This is a genomic window from Glutamicibacter protophormiae (genome assembly GCF_014647495.1).
In the GTDB taxonomy this organism is placed as follows: Bacteria; Actinomycetota; Actinomycetes; order Actinomycetales; family Micrococcaceae; genus Glutamicibacter; species Glutamicibacter protophormiae.
This window is the reverse complement of the sequence record NZ_BMPH01000006.1, coordinates 67,473-86,660: the sequence shown is the minus strand read 5'-3', so window position 1 is coordinate 86,660 and position 19,188 is coordinate 67,473. Positions and strand designations below refer to the sequence as shown.

Annotated in this window: 19 protein-coding genes; 13 read left to right on the top strand and 6 right to left on the bottom strand. The window is 66.4% G+C overall.

Annotation, left to right across the window (positions count from 1 at the left end; genetic code table 11):
* Positions 1-4: 4 nt before the first annotated feature.
* Positions 5-1,234, top strand: coding sequence for a radical SAM family heme chaperone HemW (gene hemW, locus IEY43_RS08905; protein WP_188948254.1), 1,230 nt, complete (start codon positions 5-7; stop codon positions 1,232-1,234).
* A 29-nt stretch (positions 1,235-1,263) separates the two neighbouring features.
* Here the strand turns inward: hemW and IEY43_RS08900 are convergent, their stop codons facing one another.
* Positions 1,264-1,611, bottom strand: a complete 348-nt coding sequence (locus IEY43_RS08900; RefSeq protein WP_308425051.1) for a DUF4870 domain-containing protein — start codon at positions 1,609-1,611, stop codon at positions 1,264-1,266.
* A gap of 145 nt (positions 1,612-1,756) precedes the next feature.
* A complete protein-coding gene (locus IEY43_RS08895; protein ID WP_188948252.1) occupies positions 1,757-2,626 on the bottom strand; it encodes a DUF3097 domain-containing protein in 870 nt (289 codons plus the stop codon).
* Between the two features lie 127 nt (positions 2,627-2,753).
* Between IEY43_RS08895 and hrcA the strand changes: the two genes are divergently transcribed.
* The 3 genes from hrcA (at position 2,754) to IEY43_RS08880 (ending at position 5,732) form a co-directional block, all read left to right on the top strand.
* The gene (gene hrcA / locus IEY43_RS08890) at positions 2,754-3,767 is read left to right on the top strand and encodes a heat-inducible transcriptional repressor HrcA (protein WP_188948251.1); all 1,014 of its coding nucleotides are present in this window, start codon (positions 2,754-2,756) and stop codon (positions 3,765-3,767) included.
* Between the two features lie 66 nt (positions 3,768-3,833).
* Positions 3,834-4,955: a molecular chaperone DnaJ gene (dnaJ, locus tag IEY43_RS08885; protein ID WP_188948250.1), complete on the top strand. Its 1,122-nt coding sequence runs from the start codon at positions 3,834-3,836 to the stop codon at positions 4,953-4,955.
* A gap of 3 nt (positions 4,956-4,958) precedes the next feature.
* A complete protein-coding gene (locus IEY43_RS08880) occupies positions 4,959-5,732 on the top strand; it encodes a 16S rRNA (uracil(1498)-N(3))-methyltransferase (protein WP_188948249.1) in 774 nt (257 codons plus the stop codon).
* Positions 5,733-6,096: 364 nt separating this feature from the next.
* Here IEY43_RS08880 and IEY43_RS08875 read toward each other — a convergent pair whose 3' ends face one another.
* Entirely contained in the window at positions 6,097-6,315 is a 219-nt protein-coding gene (locus tag IEY43_RS08875) for a hypothetical protein (RefSeq protein ID WP_188948248.1), read from the bottom strand.
* On the opposite strand from IEY43_RS08875, the gene IEY43_RS18345 reads away from it, so the two are divergent.
* Positions 6,314-6,442: a hypothetical protein gene (locus tag IEY43_RS18345; protein WP_268240061.1), complete on the top strand. Its 129-nt coding sequence runs from the start codon at positions 6,314-6,316 to the stop codon at positions 6,440-6,442. The two genes, IEY43_RS08875 and IEY43_RS18345, sit on opposite strands and share 2 nt — an antisense overlap.
* 484 nt (positions 6,443-6,926) lie before the next feature.
* Here the strand turns inward: IEY43_RS18345 and IEY43_RS08870 are convergent, their stop codons facing one another.
* Positions 6,927-7,853: a GerMN domain-containing protein gene (locus tag IEY43_RS08870; protein WP_188948247.1), complete on the bottom strand. Its 927-nt coding sequence runs from the start codon at positions 7,851-7,853 to the stop codon at positions 6,927-6,929.
* Positions 7,854-8,156: 303 nt separating this feature from the next.
* Between IEY43_RS08870 and IEY43_RS08865 the strand changes: the two genes are divergently transcribed.
* Genes IEY43_RS08865 through era form a run of 4 tightly spaced genes read left to right on the top strand, consistent with a single transcriptional unit; the run spans position 8,157 to position 11,917 of the window.
* Positions 8,157-9,185 (top strand): PhoH family protein, encoded by a 1,029-nt coding sequence (locus IEY43_RS08865; protein WP_188948246.1) that lies wholly within the window; start codon positions 8,157-8,159, stop codon positions 9,183-9,185.
* 11 nt (positions 9,186-9,196) lie between these two features.
* Positions 9,197-9,670: an rRNA maturation RNase YbeY gene (gene ybeY, locus IEY43_RS08860; protein ID WP_188948245.1), complete on the top strand. Its 474-nt coding sequence runs from the start codon at positions 9,197-9,199 to the stop codon at positions 9,668-9,670.
* 5 nt (positions 9,671-9,675) lie between these two features.
* Positions 9,676-10,962, top strand: coding sequence for a hemolysin family protein (locus tag IEY43_RS08855; protein ID WP_188948244.1), 1,287 nt, complete (start codon positions 9,676-9,678; stop codon positions 10,960-10,962).
* The gene (era, locus tag IEY43_RS08850; RefSeq protein WP_188948243.1) at positions 10,955-11,917 is read left to right on the top strand and encodes a GTPase Era; all 963 of its coding nucleotides are present in this window, start codon (positions 10,955-10,957) and stop codon (positions 11,915-11,917) included. Before IEY43_RS08855 ends, era begins: the two co-directional genes overlap by 8 nt.
* A gap of 23 nt (positions 11,918-11,940) precedes the next feature.
* Here era and IEY43_RS08845 read toward each other — a convergent pair whose 3' ends face one another.
* Positions 11,941-13,119, bottom strand: coding sequence for an FAD-dependent monooxygenase (locus IEY43_RS08845; protein ID WP_188948242.1), 1,179 nt, complete (start codon positions 13,117-13,119; stop codon positions 11,941-11,943).
* 291 nt (positions 13,120-13,410) lie between these two features.
* Between IEY43_RS08845 and leuA the strand changes: the two genes are divergently transcribed.
* The 3 genes from leuA to IEY43_RS08830 all read left to right on the top strand — a co-directional run bounded on the left by leuA (position 13,411) and on the right by IEY43_RS08830 (position 16,809).
* Positions 13,411-15,153, top strand: coding sequence for a 2-isopropylmalate synthase (gene leuA, locus IEY43_RS08840; protein WP_188948241.1), 1,743 nt, complete (start codon positions 13,411-13,413; stop codon positions 15,151-15,153).
* Between the two features lie 103 nt (positions 15,154-15,256).
* Positions 15,257-16,006: a DNA repair protein RecO gene (gene recO, locus IEY43_RS08835; RefSeq protein WP_188948240.1), complete on the top strand. Its 750-nt coding sequence runs from the start codon at positions 15,257-15,259 to the stop codon at positions 16,004-16,006.
* Entirely contained in the window at positions 16,003-16,809 is an 807-nt protein-coding gene (locus IEY43_RS08830; RefSeq protein WP_188948239.1) for an isoprenyl transferase, read from the top strand. Before recO ends, IEY43_RS08830 begins: the two co-directional genes overlap by 4 nt.
* Here IEY43_RS08830 and IEY43_RS08825 read toward each other — a convergent pair.
* Complete coding sequence (locus IEY43_RS08825; protein ID WP_188948238.1) at positions 16,806-17,837, bottom strand: alpha/beta hydrolase; 1,032 nt, start codon at positions 17,835-17,837, stop codon at positions 16,806-16,808. The two genes, IEY43_RS08830 and IEY43_RS08825, sit on opposite strands and share 4 nt — an antisense overlap.
* 60 nt (positions 17,838-17,897) lie before the next feature.
* Between IEY43_RS08825 and IEY43_RS08820 the strand changes: the two genes are divergently transcribed.
* On the top strand, positions 17,898-18,962 hold the full coding sequence (locus tag IEY43_RS08820; RefSeq protein WP_188948237.1) for a quinone-dependent dihydroorotate dehydrogenase: 1,065 nt from the start codon (positions 17,898-17,900) through the stop codon (positions 18,960-18,962).
* Positions 18,963-19,188: the final 226 nt, after the last annotated feature.

Below are 19,188 nucleotides of genomic sequence, written 5' to 3'. Positions count from 1 at the left end.
CTAGATGCCCTCAGTCCTGCCTGACGGCGATCCGGCTCCGGCCGATGGTCTGCTCCCCGCAGCGTGCGCGCACGGTGCGTCGGAGCGGACCATGTCCTTTTACGTCCACATTCCGTTCTGCACTGTGCGCTGCGGCTACTGCGATTTCAACACGTATACCGCCACCGAGCTGGGCAACGGCTCCAGCCAGGCGACCTATGCGGCGACGGTCGGAAAGGAGATCGGCTTCGCCAAGCAGGTTCTTGAACGCTCCGGCGTGCCGCAGCGGGAAATCGAGACGGTCTTCTTCGGCGGCGGCACCCCGACCCTGCTGCCCGCCTCCGACCTCGTTTCGGTGCTGGGCCGCATCGTTTCCGACTTCGGCCTGAAGCCCGGCGCCGAGGTCACCACGGAAGCCAACCCGGATTCGGTGACCCGCGAAAGCTTGCAGGAGCTGGCCGACGGCGGGTTCACCCGCGTGTCCTTCGGCATGCAGTCGGCCGTGCCTCACGTGCTGAAGGTGCTGGAGCGCACGCACGATCCTGCAAGGGTGCCGCAGGCGGTGGCCTGGGCCCGCGAAGCGGGGCTGGATGTCAGCGTCGATTTGATCTACGGCACTCCGGGGGAGTCGCTGGCCGATTGGCGCACCAGCATCGAGGCCGCGCTGAGCTATCAGCCGGACCATATTTCCGCCTACGCGCTGATCATCGAGGACGGCACCAAGCTGGCCGCGCAGATCCGCCGCGGCGAAGTTCCGGACATCGACGACGACGACCACGCGGAGAAATACCAGCTGGCCGACGAGCTGTTTTCCGCCGCCGGCCTGAACTGGTACGAGGTGAGCAACTGGGCGCGCGGCGAAGAGCACGCCTGCCGCCACAATATCGCCTACTGGCAGGGCGGGGACTGGTGGGGTGCCGGTCCCGGCGCGCACTCGCATGTCGGCGGGCTGCGCTGGTGGAACGTCAAGCACCCGGCCGCCTACCAGCAGCGCATCGACGGCGGCATCTCGCCGGGGCACGGCCGCGAATTCCCCGACGACCAGGCCGTGCAGCTAGAACGCACCATGCTGCTCACCCGGCTCAGTTCCGGCATGCAGATCGGCGAACTGGAATCCGCGGGCCGCGCCAAGGTCGCCGGACTGATCGCCGACGAGCTGGTCGATCCCAAGGCGGCGTTCGCAGGACGCATCGTGTTAACGCAAAGAGGCCGGCTGCTGGCCGACCTCGTGGTGCGTGAACTGCTGGATTTCTAGGACGTTCGCAAGCGCATGCGCCCCTGCTGCTACTTCATCAACCGCAGGTTGATCGGGTAGCGGTAGGGGCGTCCCTTGTTTGCCTGGATCGCGGCGTACGCGCCCATCAGGGTCATGAAGACCCACAGGCAGACGGCGATGACCGCAAAGAGCCAGCCGATGCCCGGCAGCAGGTTCAGGATGTTCAGCACGATCGCCAGGATGGTCAGCGGGAAGGTGAAGTTGAACGCTTCCTTGGACTCCTGGGCGGTGAAGGGACCGCGGTCGCGGTACACGGCGAAGATGATGGCCGAGGGAATGCATCCGAGGATCGCGCCGAAGTGCGCCATCGTCGCCCACTGGCGATCCTCCGACGGGGAGAGCGGCAGCGCGGACACGTTTGATCCCTCGAAACGCGAATTCTCAGATGATGGTACCTGGCGAGATGTCACGGAAATGTCCTTGTCTTACGGTGCGGCTTCTCCACCATGTTATCGAGCTTCCACGGACGCCCGGCACAACGGCACCCTGAATGTCCAAATCTTAGTCAATCGTTAGGAAACCGTAATCTTCCGTGGTGAGGAAATCGATTAGTTCCTCAACTTTACCCAATAGCGCCGGCTCCAGCTGCCCGTAGTGCTTCACCGTCGACAGGATCCGCTGCCATCCGATGCCGATGTCGGCGGCGGAGTCATGCGGCCAGCCGAAGGCGCGCAGCACACCCGTTTTCCAGTCGGTGCCGCGGGGGATGACCGGCCAGGCCTTGATGCCCAGGGTTTCGGGCTTGATCGCCTGCCAGACGTCCACGTAGGGATGGCCGAGGATCAGCACGTTGCCCGCCGCACCGGGGACCTTCATGGCTTCGGCGACGATCCGCTCCTCCTTGGTGCCGGAGATCAGGTGGTCGACCAGGATGCCCAGGCGCCGGGTCGGGGAGGGAGCGAACTGGCGGATGGCCCCGGCCAGGTCGTCGACGCCGTGCAGCGGCTCGACGACGATGCCTTCAACACGAAGGTCGTGGCCCCAGACCTTCTCGACCAGCTCCGCGTCGTGCTTGCCTTCGACCCAGATGCGGCTGGCGCGGGCGGTGCGGGCCTTCAAGTCGGCCACGGCCCGCGAACCGGACGCGGAGATCATTGTCGCCGGGGCCGCGGCTTTCGCGACGGGTTCGACGATCTCCACCGGTTCGCCTTCCAGCAGGAAGCCGAAGCCGGCCTGGAAGGAGCGCGTCTTGCGGTGGCGGTCCTCCAACACGATCACACGCATGCCGCCGGACTTCTCGGTCCGGATGACTTCGCCGACCCAGCCGGAGACCGCGTCTTCAAGGATCATGCCGCGTTCAACGGGCACCTGGCGGAGTTTTTTGGGTGCCGGAGCACTCAGGTCTTGCGGTCCCCAGGAGAAATTGGACACGGGCTGCCTTTCGCTGTGATCGAATACGCTCGAAATCCAATGCTAGCAACTGCCGAAGGTATTAGACTTGGCACTTGACAGGTTAGAGTGCCAATTGTGCCGGCAGGGGATCCCGGGAGGTGTTTTCGTGAGCGAACTACGACGTCTTGACGTTTTACGCGCCATCGTCGAGGACTATGTACAGTCCCGCGAACCGGTGGGTTCCAAGGCGCTGCGCGAACGCCACAACCTCGGGGTCAGCGCCGCCACCATCCGGAACGACATGGCGTTGCTGGAGGAGGAAGGCCTGATCGCCGCCCCGCACACCTCGTCGGGGCGCATCCCCACGGAGAAGGGGTATCGCCGCTTCGTGGACGAGATCGGCGAACTCAAGCCGCTCTCGCGCGCCGAGCGCGAGGCGATCAACAAGATCCTGGACAGCTCGCAGGACCTCGACGAGATGCTGCACAGCACCGTGCGACTGCTGGCCCGGCTGACCAACCAGGTGGCGATGATCCAGGTGCCGCACTACGACACCGCCGAACTGCGCAACCTCGACCTGGTGGGCCTGGGCGCACGCCAGGTGCTGATGGTCATGATCGCCTCCAACGGCACCGTGGACCAGCGGATGCTCACGGTGTCCCGGTCCTATTCGGACGAGGAGCTGAACGACCTCAAGCAGTGGCTGCTGAACTCCTTCGGCGGCCACCGGCTGGCGGACCTCGTCGGCCCGCTGGGCAACGAGGGAGCCATCCCGGCCCGGCACGAGGCACCGCTGGTGGACAGCGTGCTGCGGGCGTTGGAGGAGATGGCGCAGGCGGCGAACGTGCAGCGCATCGTCATGGCCGGCACCGCGAACCTGGCCCGCGTCGAGGGCGACTTCCCGTTGAGCATCACCCCCGTGCTCGAGGCGCTGGAGGAGCAGGTGGTGCTGCTGAAGCTGTTCTCCGAGCTGGAGGCGGATTCGCGCGGCCTGGCCGTGGCCATCGGCACCGAAAACCATTACGGGCAGCTGTCCGACGCGGCGGTCATCGCCACCACCTACAGCACCGACCAGCGCAGCAAGCTCGGTGTGCTGGGCCCGACCAGGATGAACTACTCCTCGTCCATGGCCTCGGTGCGCGCGGTGGCCCGCTACCTGTCGAAGATTTTGGCGAACTAGCCCCGAAGCCGGTTCGTGGAACAACTTGAGAAGTGAAATTTTAAAGGAAAGGACACGGCGAAGATCGTGAGCTCGCATTACGAGACCCTGGGTGTCGCCAAGGACGCGACCCCGCAGGAAATCAAGAGCGCCTACCGCAAGCTGGCGCGCAAACTCCACCCGGACGTGAACCCCAGCGAGGACGCGGCCGAGCAGTTCAAGCTGGTGACCCGCGCCTACGAGGTTCTTTCCGACGAGAAGAAGCGGGCGAACTACGACGCCACGGGCGATGAGAACGGCAATGGGCAGCCAGGCTTCGGCGGCGGCGCTGGATTCGGCGGCTTCGGAGACATCTTCGAGCAGTTCTTCGGCGGCGGGCAGGGCCAGGGACCGATGTCCCGCACCCAGCCGGGCCGCGACGCGCTGATCACCATCACCATCGATCTGGAAGACGCCGTCAAGGGCACCGTCTACCCGCTGGAGATGGAAACCGCCGTAGTCTGCAAGACCTGCCACGGCGACGGCACCCGCGAAGGCACCAGCCCGGTCACCTGCACCATCTGCCACGGCGCCGGCCAGGTGCAGCGCCCGGTGCGCTCGTTCCTGGGCCAGATGATGACCGTGGAGACCTGCGCCGCCTGCCGCGGCTACGGCACCACGATCCCGGATCCCTGCCTGGAGTGCAACGGCGAGGGCCGCGTGCGCGAGCATGTCTCCAAGTCGCTGAATGTGCCAGCCGGCGTGGACGCGGGCACCCGCATCCAGCTGCGCGGCCAGGGGGAGGCCGGCCCGGGCGGCGGCCCGAACGGCAACCTGTTCGTCGAGATCGACATACGCCGCCACAAGGTGTTCGAACGCTCCGGCAACGACCTGCATGCCAAGATGACGATCCCGATGACCGCCGCGGCCCTGGGGTGCGAGCTGAAGCTTGAAACCTTCGACGAGGAGCAGACCCTGAACGTGGAACCGGGCGCCCAGGACGGGGACACCCTCACGCTTGCGGGCCTCGGCGTGCCGCGGCTGCGCGGTGGCAAGCGCGGGGACATCATCGTGCACCTGCAGGTGGAGACCCCGACCAAGCTGGACGCGGCCCAGCGCGAGCTGCTCGAGCAGCTGGCCAAGCTGCGCGGCGAGGAGCTCAGCGCCGGACGCGTGGAGCATTCCGGCGGCATGTTCTCGCGCCTGCGGGACAAGCTGAACCAGCGCTAGGCCATGAGCAACCACAGTTTCGTGCTCGATCCGGAGCAGGGCGCGGCGGCCCGCGTGGGGGACACCCTGCAGCTGACCGGGCCGGAGGCGCACCACGCGGTGGTCGTCAAGCGCGTCCAGCCCGGTGAGCGGCTGGACCTGCTCGACGGCACCGGGCTGCGCCTGGTCGTCGAGGTATCCTCCGCTGCCAAGGAGCTGCTCACGGTCACCGTCCTGGAACGGAACCAGGAACAGCCCCCGGAGCATCCGGCGACCCTCATCCAGGCGCTGTCCAAGGGGGACCGCGACCTGCAGGCCGTGGAATCCGCCGTGGAACTGGGCGTCTTCACCGTGCGCCCATGGCAGGCCGACCGCTCGATCGTGCGCTGGAACGCGGCGAAAGCCGACAAGGCGCTGGCCAAGTGGCGAGCCCAGGTACGTTCGGCGCAGAAGCAGTCCCGGCGCACCTTCGAACCCGGGGTGAAGGAGCTGGTCACCAGCAAGTCGCTGGCCGCGGCGATTTCCGCCCATGCGGCCGCCGGCGACCTGGTCCTGGTGCTGCACGAGCAGGCGCAGGATTCGGTAACCCAGGCCGTGTCCGGCTGGCTGCCCGCCGCCGCGCCGGGCACCGGCGTGGTGCTGGTCGTCGGCCCGGAGGGCGGCATCAGCGATGCCGAGCTCGAGGCGTTCGTGGCCGCCGGAGCGCGTCCGGCGCTGCTCGGACGCCACGTGCTGCGCGCCTCTACCGCGGGTCCTGCCGCGCTGGTGCTGGTGCGCCACCTGCTCGGCGAGCTCTAGCAAGTTTAAACAGCGATTGCCGTGAACCTCTCGGGTTCACGGCAATCGCTGTTTAAGCAGGCCCGGCATGGGCATGTGCCAGAGTGCGGAAGTCCCTTCTCGAGCAGCTGAGCCTGCAAATCATGAATACCGCTGAGATCGCGTGGCAAAAACCCCAACGAGTGCAATGGTCTTTGACGCGTGGAGTGGCCGGGGCGGGATGGCCACTTTTCATCCTCATGCATCCTCTCTGCCTGGTAGCAAGTAGCTTTGCGCCACGCTGCAAGGTGATGACTTTTTTGGCGGGCAACTCCCTGGTTCCCGCACGACCATGATGGTTTTGGCAGCTCCAGAGGGTTTCTGCTCGTGTCTCGGATATCGTCGCCTACTCCTGCGACGACCTGGCCTTCGACTGGATCCGAAAGTTTGCGATGGCGAGCACCAGTGCTGCCATGAGGAACACGCCGCCGACAGCCCATCCCACTGTCGAGTAGTCGGCGAGCCGCGGAACACGCGGCAAGTTGATCGCTGCAACCGCGAGGAAGAGCAGTGCTGCGACGGTGCCCTTCCGTGCTGCGGATGGTCCGTTCGATATCGCTGTCATGCCTGTGTTTCCTTTCCCGTGGCTAGCCGGCACCGCTCAGGCACTGCCCGACGTCGTCGACGCCGCTGCGGCCGGCCTCGTCAAGGCTGTGCTGCAGCAGTCGGATGCTGCGACGGCGGAGGTGTGAAGTGGTGGCGCCACGGATATCACCCTCGGATGATCCGGACCATGCTTCCTTGTACGGTTCGGCGCACGTTCCGCCGTGCCAAGCGAATGCAGGAATTCGCCACAAGGTCCTGGAGATAGATTGGATTCGTTCAACTGCAAGGACGGTTCCAGTCCATCATGAGAGTCGAAAGTGGTAAATCATCCTTTAGCAGGAGGGCATTTTTCCCGATCAGCAATCGTGATTCGACGACAGGCAGGATTGCTGCCCAGCGGGGCTGGGCTGGACAAGAATGGAAGAAAGAGCATCGTTTCGACATCCCTGGACGGGCGATGCAGCAGCCCGCCCCGGATCATCGCACGCGGATGTTCAGCACACGCTGCACGACCGGTTCGAATTCTGCTGGGGCCACGAAAGGGCCGACACCTCGAAGCGCACAGTGATGCGAGAGGAGAGCGTGAGACACCCCCGCCAACTCGATTCGGTGTTGGGGCGGGGCCGGCGCTCAGCGCACGGTGAAGTCGGAGCTGACCTCGCCGACCTTGGCGTCGCTGCCGGCTTCCTTGCCCCAGACGGTCAGCGTGTAGCTGCCGGCCGGAAGCCGGGTGGTCAGCGTGAAGGACCCGTCGGGCTCCACGCTCTCGTCGTTGATCCGGTTGGCGGCGGTGATCACCTGTGGCTCGCCGTCGGAGGCCTTGGACTGCAGGGAGTAGAAGGTGCCGCCGTCGAAACTGGAGGTGCGCCCGTGGAACTTCACGGCGCCCACCGCGGTGGTGGTGCCGAACTGCGGGTCGATGATCCAGATCGGCGCCATGAACTTCGCATCGCGCTGGTACACGTCCTGCAGGCGGTGGCCGCCGAAGACGGTGGCGTTCTGCCTGCCGTCGACCAGGATGCGGACGCTGGCCGGGGTGTCGCCGACCAGGATGCCGGCGTTGGAGGCGGCGGCGGTGGCGGTGAAGACCAGCTGCTGGATGGCGCGCTCGGCCAGGCCCTCGTCCAGCGTGGCGCTGAAGACCTTGGCCGGCAGGTCCAGGGTGATCAGGTTCTGGTTGTCGATGGACACCCCAACCTCGTCGGTGGACTTCAGGTGGGTGTACCAGGCCGGGTCGGCGGGTTTCCCGGCCAGCAGGTAGGCGATCGCGTCGCTCATCGGTTCCTGGTGGCGGGTGTCGGTAGCGTATTCGCGGTAGAGGTAGACCCCGGAGTCGGTGTTCTCCAGCCAGTAGACCGGCATCTTCTGCCCGGGGAAGGCCTGCTCCATCGAATCGGTGGCCAGCGGTACGCCATGGGCCGCGGCCGCGGAATGGGCAGGCATCTCGAAGCTGTCGTTGCGTGCGGCGAATCCGCAGCCGGCCGCCAGGGCCAGGGCCGCAATGGCGCCGGTCGCCGCGAGTCGTCGCGGGATTCGGCGCTTGTACCACTGCTGCACGTTTCGACCAGTCCATCTGTTCTGCGGGGATTTTCCGGCGCCCGGAACGAGAACGTGGTTCCGTGCGCTCATATAGCGTGACACATCAGCGTGCGCCATGCGGCCGAAAATCGCTAAACCTACCAATCCGTAACCAAATCTATACCTTTGCGACCTGCCCGGATTAGATTCATTTCATACTAGTTTCAGAATTTTCAGCGCTCGGCGGAGCGGTACGTATCGCGTCGGGCGCCCGGGACTAGCTAGACTGGAGATGCGCAAGTTTTTTTATTTTCCGAGCTCAAAAGGGGCACGAAGCACTGCATGCAGGTTGAACAGAACCAGAGGCAATCCGAGACCGGGCCGGCGACGCTGGCCATCACGTTCGAGACTCCCGAGCTGATGATCGCAACCCTGGGCCCGAACGACGAGTTGCTGCGCATCCTCACCGGTGCCTACCCGAAGGTGCAGTTCCGCCCCAACGGGGCCACCCTGAGCCTGGTCGGCGACCCGATCCAGGTGCGCAAGGCGCAGCGGGTGACCGAGGAAGCCCGGTCGCTGGCGCAGCGCGGCTCGCGGATGAGCGCGGAAACCATCGAGCAGATCATCAAGATGCTCAGCGCCGGGAACCCTGATGCGCCCACCGACGTGCTGGGGCTGAAGATCCTCTCCGGCCGCGGGCGCTCCATCCGTCCCAAGACGGTGAACCAGAAGTCCTACGTGGACGCCATCGAGGATTCCACGGTGACCTTCGGCATCGGCCCGGCCGGCACCGGCAAGACCTTCCTGGCCATGGCCATGGCCGTCGCGGCGCTGCAGGACAAGCAGGTCAACCGCATCATCTTGACCCGTCCGGCGGTCGAGGCGGGGGAGAAGCTGGGTTTCCTGCCCGGCACCCTGAGCGAGAAGATCGACCCCTACCTGCGCCCGCTCTACGACGCGCTGCACGACATGGTGGACCCCGATTCGATCCCGCGGCTGCTGGAGGCGGGCACCATCGAGGTCGCCCCGCTGGCCTACATGCGCGGGCGCACGCTGAACGACGCCTTCGTCATCCTCGACGAGGCGCAGAACACCACCAGCGAGCAGATGAAGATGTTCCTGACGCGCCTCGGCTTCGGCTCCAAGATGGTGGTCACCGGGGACGTCACCCAGGTCGACCTGCCGGGCAACGCGGTCTCCGGGCTGCGCATGGCCAGCGAGGTGCTGGAAGGCATCGAGGACATCTCGATCTGCCGGCTGGACGCCAGCGACGTGGTGCGCCACCGGCTGATCGCGGACATCGTCTCCGCCTACGACCGCTGGGACGACAACCGCCGCACGGGCCGCCAACGGCCGCGACATACGAAGTGAGCAGCGAAGCAATGAGCATTGAAGTCAACAACGAAACCGAGTTCGACGTCGACCTGAACGACGTCAACGCACTGGCGCAGTCGGTGATGAGCGCCATGTACCTGCATCCGGAAACCGAGGTGTCCATCGTCTTCCTGGACGAGGAGGCCATGAGCGCGCTGCACGTTCAGTGGATGGACCTCGAAGGCCCCACCGACGTGATGAGCTTCCCGATGGACGAGCTGCGCCCCGGCCGCGAGCACGCTCCCTCGGAGGCCGGCATCCTGGGTGACATCGTGATTTGCCCGACCGTCGCCCAGGCGCAGGCCGAGGCCGGCGGGCACAGCACGCACGACGAAATCCTGCTGCTGGCCACCCACGGGCTGCTGCACCTGATGGGCTTCGACCACATGGAGCCCGAGGAGAAGGAAGAGATGTTCTCCCTGCAGCGCCGCCTGCTGGAGTCCTACACCGGGCGCCCGGCTCCGAAGGAAACGGTGGAATAGCCGCCGTGGGTATACTCCTGCTGGTCCTGGCCATCCTCTTCATCGCCTGCTCGGCGGTGCTCACGGCCGCGGACTCGGCCTTCTATGCGCTCTCCCGGCACGCCGCAGAACGGCTGCGCGCCGACTCCGATTCCAAGGCGCTGAGCGCGATCCTGGACGACACCGAGTCCCACGCCCAGGCCATCAAGTTCTGGCGCGTCTGGTTCGAAACCGCCTCCGCGGTCTCCGTGGCCCTGCTGGTGTCCATCCGGGTGGAGAACATCTGGCTCGCCGGGCTGGTCGCCACCATCGCCATGGCGGCCCTGGGCTTCGTGCTGGTCAGCGTCTCGCCGCGGCGCTACGGCCGCTCCAACGCCCAGCGCGTGGTGCAGGCGACCGCGCCGCTGGTCCGGCTGCTGCGCCGGGCCCTGGGGCCGGTGGCCAACTGGCTGGCGAACATCGCCAAGGCACTGAGCCCCGGCGGCAGCGACGAGGACGGCTACCTGGGCAAGGAGCGCCTGCGCGACCTGGTGGACCGGGCCAGCGAGGGCGAGGACCTTGACGAGGAATCCGCCGAGCTGATCTCCGGGGTCATCGACCTGGAGGAGACCAACGTGCGTGCGGTCATGGTGCCGCGCACCGACATGGTGGTGCTGGACCCTGACCACACCTTCCACAGCGCGCTGGATTTGTTCATGGCCTCGGGCTACTCGCGCATCCCGCTGATCGGCGAGGATACCGACGACATCCGCGGCATCATCTACCTCAAGGACCTGATCGGGGAGATCCACGGCCTGCAGCAGGCCAAGGACCTGGCCGAGCTGTCCCGGCCGGTGCGCTTCGTGCCGGAGTCCAAGTCCGCCGCCGAACTGCTGCAGGAGCTGCAGCAGGAATCGATCCACTTCGCGATCGTGGTCGACGAGTACGGCGGCACCGCCGGGCTGGTCACCTTCGAAGACCTGATCGAGGAGATCGTCGGGGAGATCGACGACGAATACGACCGCAGCCGCACCGAACTGGTGGAAAACCCGGACGGCTCGCTGTTCGCGGTGGCCAGCGCCTCCATCGACGATATTGCAGACCACTTCGATCTGCTCATCGACGAGGAGGATGTGGACACCGTGGGCGGGCTGCTGTCCAAGGCGCTGGAGTCCGTGCCCGTGCTCGGCTCCACCGCGGATGTGAACGGTCTGCGCCTGACCGTGGTCGCCCTGGCGGGGCGCCGCAACCGCATCGGCAAAATCCATGTAGAGCGTCTGGCCAAGGACGCTTTAGATCATATCGAGAACGACGAGGATTCCTCTGATGAGTGAAAACCACACCCCGCGCACCCTGGGCGAATGGCCCGAGGGCTTCCGCTCCGGCTTCACCTCCTTCGTGGGCCGGCCGAACGCCGGCAAGTCCACGCTGACCAACGCCCTGGTGGGCCAGAAGGTGGCGATCACCTCCGCGAAGCCGCAGACCACCCGCCACACCATCCGCGGCATCGTGCACCGCGAGGACGCCCAGCTGGTGCTCGTGGACACCCCCGGGCTGCACCGCCCGCGCACGCTGCTGGGCCAGCGGCTGAACGACCTGGTCGCGCAGACGCTCTCCGAGGTGGACGCGATCGGCTTCTGCCTGCCGGCCAACGAGAAGATCGGCCCCGGCGACCGCTTCATCGCCACCCAGCTGGCGCAGCTGCAGCGCAAGCCCATCGTCGCGATCGTGACCAAGGCGGACCTGGTGGACCGCGAGGCGCTGGCCGCGCAGCTGATCGCCGTGACCGAGCTGGGCAACCAGAACTTCGGCCCGAACGGCTTCGCCGCGATCGTGCCGGTCTCCGCGGTCAAGGAGTTCCAGGTGCAGGAGGTCGCCGACGTGCTCGTGCAGCAGATGCCGGCCGGCCCGCCGCTGTACCCGGACGGCGAGCTGACCGACGAGCCCGAGGCGAAGATGGTCGCCGAGCTGGTGCGCGAGGCCGCGCTGGAGGGCGTGCGCGACGAGCTGCCGCACTCGCTGGCCGTGGTCGTGGAGGAGATGGTCCCGCGCGAGGGGCGCAGCGAGAACAACCCGCTGGTGGACATCCACGTCTCCTTGTACGTCGAGCGCTCCAGCCAGAAGGCCATCGTGATCGGCCGCGGCGGCGCGCGGCTGCGCGAGGTCGGCACCAACGCCCGCAAGGGCATCGAGAAGCTGCTGGGCACCAAGGTGTACCTCGACCTGCACGTAAAGGTCGCCAAGGACTGGCAGCGCGACCCCAAGCAGCTCGGCCGCCTGGGCTTCTAGCCCGCCGCGCAGCTGCGGCGGCACTACTTGGCCAGCGACGCCACGATGCGCCGGGCGATGAGCCGGTCCAGTGGCGGCACGCTCGAACTGCGGATCACCCACCGGCGCAGCAGCAGCCCGGCGCGGGTCGCGGGCAGGAAGCTCGCCGCGGCCCGCCGGCCCGAGGCCTGCGCGGACCGCACCGTCAGCTGCCAGCGGGCGGAGAAGCCGGCCAGGGCTGCGGGGATCCACCCCGGATCCTCCAGGTTCTCCAGCGAAGCGGCGAGTTGCGCGGCGCCCGCCACCGCGAGCGATCCGCCCTGGCCGGCCAGTAGCGACACCGCACCTCCGGCATCACCCAACAGCACCGTGTTCCCGTGCGACAGCCGCGGCATCACCACCTGCGCCACCACGTCGTCGTAGGGCTCCTGCGGGCACAGCTGCAGCAGCCGGTCCACGGTTGCCCCCAGCCCGGTGAAGTGCCGGCGCAGCCTGTCGCGGGCGTTGTGCGGGTCCCCGGGCAGCGCCCGGTAGACCAGCAGCGTGGCCACGCGCCCGTCGCGCAGCCCGTAGTACGCGGCGGTGCGCCCGATGCTGTCGGTGAGCACAAAGCGGTGCCGGGCGCCCGCGTTGATCTCCGGCTCGGCCACGATGTACGCCGCGGCGCGCATGCCCAAATCCCGCAGCCACCCGGACTCGGGACCGAATACCCCCTCGCGCACCCGCGAATGCAGCCCGTCGGCGCCGATCAGCAGGTCGGCCTCGAACCAGCGGCTTTGTCCATGCTGGTCCTCGGCCACGAGCGCGACCGCCCCCGGCCGCTGCACTACGCGCGCCGCCCGGCACCCGTAGTGCAGGTGGATGCCGCCCGCTGGCGCATCACCGAGCGCGCGCAGCGCCGCGGTTTCCAGATCCGGTCGCAGCAGGCTGAGCACGTTGCCTCCCGCCAGCGCGGAGAACTGTTCGTAGTCCAGCCGGGCGGTCTCCCGGCCGTCGACATCGACATAGGCCGCGGCCCGGACGCGGTGTGCTGCCTGCGCCAGGTACGGGTAGAGCCCGATGCGCTCCGCGGCCCGCACCCCGGGACCGAAGAAGTCCATCATGTACCCTTCCGGCCGCGGCCCGGGCGCGCGCTCCAACACGTCCACGGACCAGCCGGCCACGCCCAGCTGCCGGGCCGCGACCAGCCCGGCGATTCCGGCTCCCACGATGAGCGCCCGCATGCTGCACCTGATTTCCCCGACGCGACGATATTCCCATTCTTCGCCCGCCGCTGCGTCCGTGTCCAGCATCCGCCCTGTCCACAATGTGACACAAAGGCGCAACAGTTTCAGCACCCGCCGAGGGCCGGTGTTATGCTCAACACGTGCATTTCGAGCTTCTACTACTACTTAGCCGCTGCGAGGATCCAACGGACCGCTAGTGGTCCCTCGGCCGACCCCTCGTTGCGGAGTAAGCTCTTGTCTGGCCCCACACAAACTACGCACCAACTTTTTGTCTAGGGGACAACCGAAATGCAGAACATGCAGAAATCTTCGAACATGCCAATCCACAAGTATGTTCCGTTCCAGGACCAGATCGAGGTCAATCTGCCCGATCGCACCTGGCCCGACAAGTACATCACCAAGGCCCCGCGCTGGTGCGCGGTCGACCTGCGCGACGGCAACCAGGCGCTGATCGACCCGATGAGCCCCGAACGCAAGCACAAGATGTTCGACCTGCTGGTGCAGATGGGCTTCAAGGAGATCGAGGTCGGCTTCCCGTCCGCCTCGCAGACCGACTTCGACTTCGTGCGCCAACTCATCGAGCAGAACCGCATCCCCGAGGACGTCACCATCCAGGTCCTCACCCAGTCCCGCGAGCACCTGATCGAGCGCACCTACCAGGCGCTGGAAGGCGCCAAGCAGGCGATCGTGCACCTGTACAACTCCACCTCGATCCTGCAGCGCGAGGTCGTCTTCCGCCAGGACCAGGACGGCATCGTCGACATCGCCGTGCAGGGCGCGCGCCTGTGCAAGAAGTACGAAGAGCAGATGACCGGCACCAAGATCACCTACGAGTACTCCCCGGAGTCCTACACCGGCACCGAGCTGGAGTTCGCCAAGCGCATCTCCGAGGCCGTGGCCGAGGTGCTGGAGGCCAGCCCGGAGAACAAGATGATCCTGAACCTGCCGGCCACCGTGGAAATGGCCACCCCGAACGTGTACGCCGACTCCATCGAGTGGATGCACCGCAACCTGGCCAACCGCGACTCGATCATCCTCTCGCTGCACCCGCACAACGACCGCGGCACCGGCGTGGCCGCCGCCGAGCTGGGCTACCTGGCCGGCGCGGACCGCATCGAGGGCTGCCTGTTCGGCAACGGCGAACGCACCGGCAACGTGGACCTGGTGACCCTGGGCATGAACATGTTCGGCCAGGGCATCGACCCGCAGATCGACTTCTCCGACATGGACCACATCCGCCGCACCGTCGAGTACTGCAACCAGCTGCCGGTGCCCGAGCGCAGCCCGTACGGCGGCGACCTGGTGTTCACGGCCTTCTCCGGCTCCCACCAGGACGCCATCAAGAAGGGCCTGGAGGCCATGGAAGCCAAGGCCGGCGAGCAGGGCAAGGACCTGGACGAGCTGGTCTGGGCCGTGCCGTACCTGCCGATCGACCCGAAGGACATCGGCCGCTCCTACGAGGCAGTGATCCGCGTGAACTCGCAGTCCGGCAAGGGCGGGGTGGCCTACCTGCTGAAGAACGACTACAACCTGGATCTGCCGCGCCGCGCGCAGATCGAGTTCTCCGGGGTAATCCAGAAGAAGACCGACGCCGAGGGCGGCGAGGTCTCCTCCTCGACCATCTGGAACGTCTTCCAGGACGAATACCTGCCGGCCGAAGAAGGCTCGGGCCAGGAGACCTGGGGCCACTACCGCATCGCGTCGGCCACCGCGGCCTCCGCCGAGGACGGCAGCTTCCAGCTGGACGCCAAGCTGGTCATCGACGGCGCGCCGCATGAGCGCTCCGCCGGCGGCAACGGCCCGGTCTCCGCGCTGGTGCACATGCTCAACGAGGACGGCGTGGACCTGCGCGTGCTGGACTACTCCGAGCACGCGATGAGCGAGGGCGGCAACGCCCGCGCCGCGGCCTTCGTCGAATGCGCCGTGGGCGACCGCATCTTGTGGGGCGTCGGGCTGGACACGAACACCAACATCGCCGCGCTGAAGGCAGTGGTTTCCGCGGTCAACCGCGCGATCCGCGACGCGAAGTAGCCGCCGCCAGCGCCAACGCACGTCGCCAACGCCACGGCCAGCATCTCCTCGCTGGCCGTGGCGTTGTGCATTCTGTCGGTGCCCAGGTGGGAGAATTGAGCACGTGTCCAGATCAGGTTTCGCCTCCAAGAGCTACCGCACCCGCGGCATCGTTCTGCGTACCCACAAGCTGGGGGAGGCCGACCGCATCATCACGCTGCTCACCCCCAACGGGATCGTGCGCGCCGTGGCCAAGGGCGTGCGCCGCACCACCTCGCGGCTCGGGGCGACCCTCGAACCATTCATGGAGGTCGAGGCCCAGCTGGTGATGGGACGCAACCTGGACATCGTCTCCCAGGCCCAGCTGCGCCATGCCTACGGCCAGCTGCTGGTGGCCGACTACCCGAGCTACACCGTGGCCAACGCCATGGTGGAAATCGCGGAGAAGCTGCTGGAAGCCGACAGCGACTCGACCCTGCGACAGTACCGTTTGCTGCACGGAGCCCTCGCGCTGCTCTCCAAGCTCGCGGTCGAGCCCGGGGCCGTGCTGGACTCCTACATCCTGCGCGCCCTGTCCATCGCAGGCTGGGCCCCGTCCTTCACCAGCTGCGTGCGCTGCGGCAAGCCCGGCCCCCATGAAGCGCTGCACGTGCAGCTGGGCGGCGTGGTGTGCGCCGACTGCCGGCCCTCCGGTTCGCTCTCCCCGCACCCGGTCACCATCCAGTACCTGCAGGCGCTGCTGGAGGGGGACTGGGATGCCGTCGCCCTGGCCGGGCCGCGCGCCCGCAAGCAGGCGGCGGAGATCGTCGCCAATTACCTGCAATGGCACCTGGAGCGTGCCGTCAAGTCCCTACGCCATGTGGAGAGATCATGAAGAAGCTGCCCAAGATCAACGGCCGCCGCGGTCCTGTCGCACCGTTCGCGCACCCGCAGAACCCGGTCATGCCGCAGATCCCGAAGGAGCTCATCCCGGAGCACGTCGCCATCGTGATGGACGGCAACGGCCGCTGGGCCAACCAGCGCGGCCTGCCGCGCACCGAGGGGCACCGGGCCGGCGAGGCGGCGCTGCTGGATGTCATGGCCGGCGCCGTGGAAATGGGCATCAAGTACGTCTCCGTCTACGCGTTCTCCACCGAGAACTGGAAGCGCAGCCCCGAGGAGGTCCGCTTCCTCATGGGTTTCTCCCGCGACGTGCTGCGTCGCCAGCGCGACACCCTGAACTCCTGGGGCGTGCGCATCCGCTGGTCCGGCCGCGAGCCGAAGCTGTGGAAGTCGGTCATCAACGAGCTGCGTGAGGCCGAGGAGCTGACCCGCGAGAACACCGGCTGCCAGCTGACCATGTGCGTGAACTACGGGGGACGGGCCGAGCTGGGCGATGCCATGGCGGCAATTGCCCGGGATGTCGCCGCGGGCAAGCTGCGGGCCTCCTCGGTCGGGGAGAAGACCATCGGCAAGTACCTGCACGCCCCGGAATTGCCGGATGTCGACCTGTTCCTGCGCACCAGCGGCGAGCAGCGCACCAGCAACTTCCTGCTGTGGCAGTCGGCCTACGCCGAAATGGTGTTCCTTGACCAGCTGTGGCCCGACGTCGACCGCCGCACCCTGTTCACCGCGGTGGAGGAATACGCCCAGCGCGACCGGCGCTACGGCGGGGCGATCGACAAGCCCGGCGCTTAACCGTCCAGCATCTTCAGCCACAGGTTCAGATCCCTGAACGCGGTGGCGCGGGCGGGTTCCGCCGAGGTGAAGACATCGTGCATGGCCCCCTCGACCTCCGAAAGGGTCACGAAGCTGCCGAGCTTCAGCGCGCGCAGGCGCGTCTGGGTGACGTCGATGACCGAATCGGTGTACTGCATCTGCTCGGAATATGCGGTGCTGAAGTGCGAGGACTTCGATGTCATCACCAAGACCGGCAGGCTCAGCTCCAATCCCCGGGCCACCCGGGCGTGGCCTTCCAGGATGGTGTGCAGCCAGCCCGCGGTGGTGGGGAAGGCCAGCGTCGGGCGCCACACGGGATGGATATCCCACTGGCCGCTGGCCTGGTCGCTGAGCGACTGCCAGTAGTGGTCGAACTGGTTGGCCAGCACCTTGCGCCGCGGGTTGCTGCGCGACATTGCTTCCATCAGCCCGTTGATCGGCACGCGCAGGAATGCCGTGCCCTGGAACTCCAGCCACGGGGCATTGAGCACCAGTCCCTTGACATTCGGCGACGTGCGTGAAATCCACAGGCTCAGCACCAGCCCGCCCATGGAGTGCCCCTGTGCCACGATCGGCAGCTGCGGGTGCTCGCGGCGAAGAAGGCCAAGGCTCGCGTTCAGCTCCAGGTCGAGGTCTTCCAGGTTCGATATGTACCCGGGAAGCTCGTGCTCCCTGCGAAGGCTGCGCCCATGGTGGCGCAGGTCCAAGGCGTAGAAGTGGTAGCCCCGGTGGTACCAGAACTCGGCCAGCTCGCGGTTGTAGAAGTAGTCGCTCCAGCCATGGACCGACAGCACCACCCCCTTGGCCCGGCGGCCGAGTTTTCTGAACCAGCCCGGGGGCGAGTAGCGCACGAGCGTCGCCAGCAGCGGCCCCTCGGCATCGGCTCCGAAGTCAAGGGTCTGGTACTCGTAGCCCGGACCCAGCGGATCGGGCGCCCAGACACCCCGCGGTGTGGAGGGCATGAATTCGGGCCATCTCACCGTGGGAAGAAGTTCTGCGACCGTCATGAAATCAGCTTACCGACCTCAAGTTGTCTACAGACCCCATTTCACGGGAAGATTGGAACCATGCGCATTTATCCTTTGGTCTTCAAGCATGTTTTCACCAAGATGGATCCTGAAAAGGCCCATCACTTCGCTTTTGACGCGATCAAGATCGCCCAGCGCGTTGGCTTGACCAAGGCAGCCCGCAAGTTCTTCGCCCCGGCCCCCAAGCTGAAGCGCACCGTCATGGGCATCGATTTCCCCTCCCCATTCGGCCTGGCCGCAGGTTTCGACAAGGGTGCCACCGGCATCATGGCCTTGAGCGACATCGGTTTCGGCCACGTCGAAATCGGTACCGTGACAGGACAGGCCCAGCCCGGCAACCCGCAGCCGCGTTTGTTCCGACTGGTTGAGGACCGTGCGGTCATCAACCGCATGGGATTCAACAACGAAGGCGCCGAAGTCGTTGCCGCGCGCGTGGCGCAGGCACGCCAGCAGTTGAAGGCGGACTACGCGGAAAACCGACCCGTGGTCGGCGTCAACATTGGCAAGACCAAGGTCGTCGAGCTTGGTGACGCGGTGGGCGATTACCTCGTTTCAACCCGCCAGCTAGCCATTCATGCCGACTACCTGGTCGTCAACGTGTCCAGCCCGAACACTCCGGGACTGCGGCTGCTGCAGAGCGTCGAAACGCTGCGGCCCCTGTTGACCGAAGTCGGAGAACTAGCGGACCACGTTGCCGGACGCCACGTCCCGTTGCTCGTCAAGATCGCTCCGGATCTGAGCGACGAGGACATCGACGACGTCGCGAAGCTCGCCACCGAACTGGAACTCGACGGCATCATCGCCACCAATACCACCATCGGGCGCGAGGGGCTGAAGAGTCCTGCGGCGAAGGTCGAGCAGATCGGTGCAGGTGGCCTGTCCGGAGCCCCGCTGAAAGAGCGTTCGATGCAAGTCCTCCGCCAGCTGCGAGCCCTGGTTCCTGCCGAGATGGCAATCATCGCCGTTGGCGGTGTGACCGATGCGAAAGACGTGAAGGCCCGCTTGGACGCAGGTGCAGACCTAGTGCAGGGTTATACGGCATTCCTTTACGAGGGACCGTTCTGGGCGCGCTCGATCAATCGCGAGTTGGAGCGCATGCTCTAGCCAAGACCCCGTCAGCCAGAATAATGGAGCTTCGGACCGGCAACGGTTCGGAGCTCCATTGTCTTAATCGGTGCAGGCTAAGATCCACGGCATCTCCCACGGCCACCTGACCGCGAAGAGACCCGGGTTTGGGGGAGTAGCCGCTTCAGGAAATTCCTTGTTCCGCCACTCACAAGATGCACAACTTGTCCGGGATTCATGTGCGAGACGGGGGCAAAGAACCTTG

What these genes read in the sequence shown, in the direction of transcription:
- hemW (WP_188948254.1), top strand. Translation starts at nt 5, where the DNA reads ATGCCCTCAGTCCTGCCTGACGGCGATCCGGCTCCGGCCGATGGTCTG.
- IEY43_RS08880 (WP_188948249.1), top strand. Translation starts at nt 4,959, where the DNA reads ATGAGCAACCACAGTTTCGTGCTCGATCCGGAGCAGGGCGCGGCGGCC.
- IEY43_RS18345 (WP_268240061.1), top strand. Translation starts at nt 6,314, where the DNA reads ATGCCTGTGTTTCCTTTCCCGTGGCTAGCCGGCACCGCTCAGGCACTG.
- IEY43_RS08875 (WP_188948248.1), bottom strand. Translation starts at nt 6,315, where the DNA reads ATGACAGCGATATCGAACGGACCATCCGCAGCACGGAAGGGCACCGTC.
- IEY43_RS08865 (WP_188948246.1), top strand. Translation starts at nt 8,157, where the DNA reads ATGCAGGTTGAACAGAACCAGAGGCAATCCGAGACCGGGCCGGCGACG.
- ybeY (WP_188948245.1), top strand. Translation starts at nt 9,197, where the DNA reads ATGAGCATTGAAGTCAACAACGAAACCGAGTTCGACGTCGACCTGAAC.
- era (WP_188948243.1), top strand. Translation starts at nt 10,955, where the DNA reads ATGAGTGAAAACCACACCCCGCGCACCCTGGGCGAATGGCCCGAGGGC.
- IEY43_RS08845 (WP_188948242.1), bottom strand. Translation starts at nt 13,119, where the DNA reads ATGCGGGCGCTCATCGTGGGAGCCGGAATCGCCGGGCTGGTCGCGGCC.
- leuA (WP_188948241.1), top strand. Translation starts at nt 13,411, where the DNA reads ATGCAGAACATGCAGAAATCTTCGAACATGCCAATCCACAAGTATGTT.
- IEY43_RS08830 (WP_188948239.1), top strand. Translation starts at nt 16,003, where the DNA reads ATGAAGAAGCTGCCCAAGATCAACGGCCGCCGCGGTCCTGTCGCACCG.
- IEY43_RS08825 (WP_188948238.1), bottom strand. Translation starts at nt 17,837, where the DNA reads ATGACGGTCGCAGAACTTCTTCCCACGGTGAGATGGCCCGAATTCATG.
- IEY43_RS08820 (WP_188948237.1), top strand. Translation starts at nt 17,898, where the DNA reads ATGCGCATTTATCCTTTGGTCTTCAAGCATGTTTTCACCAAGATGGAT.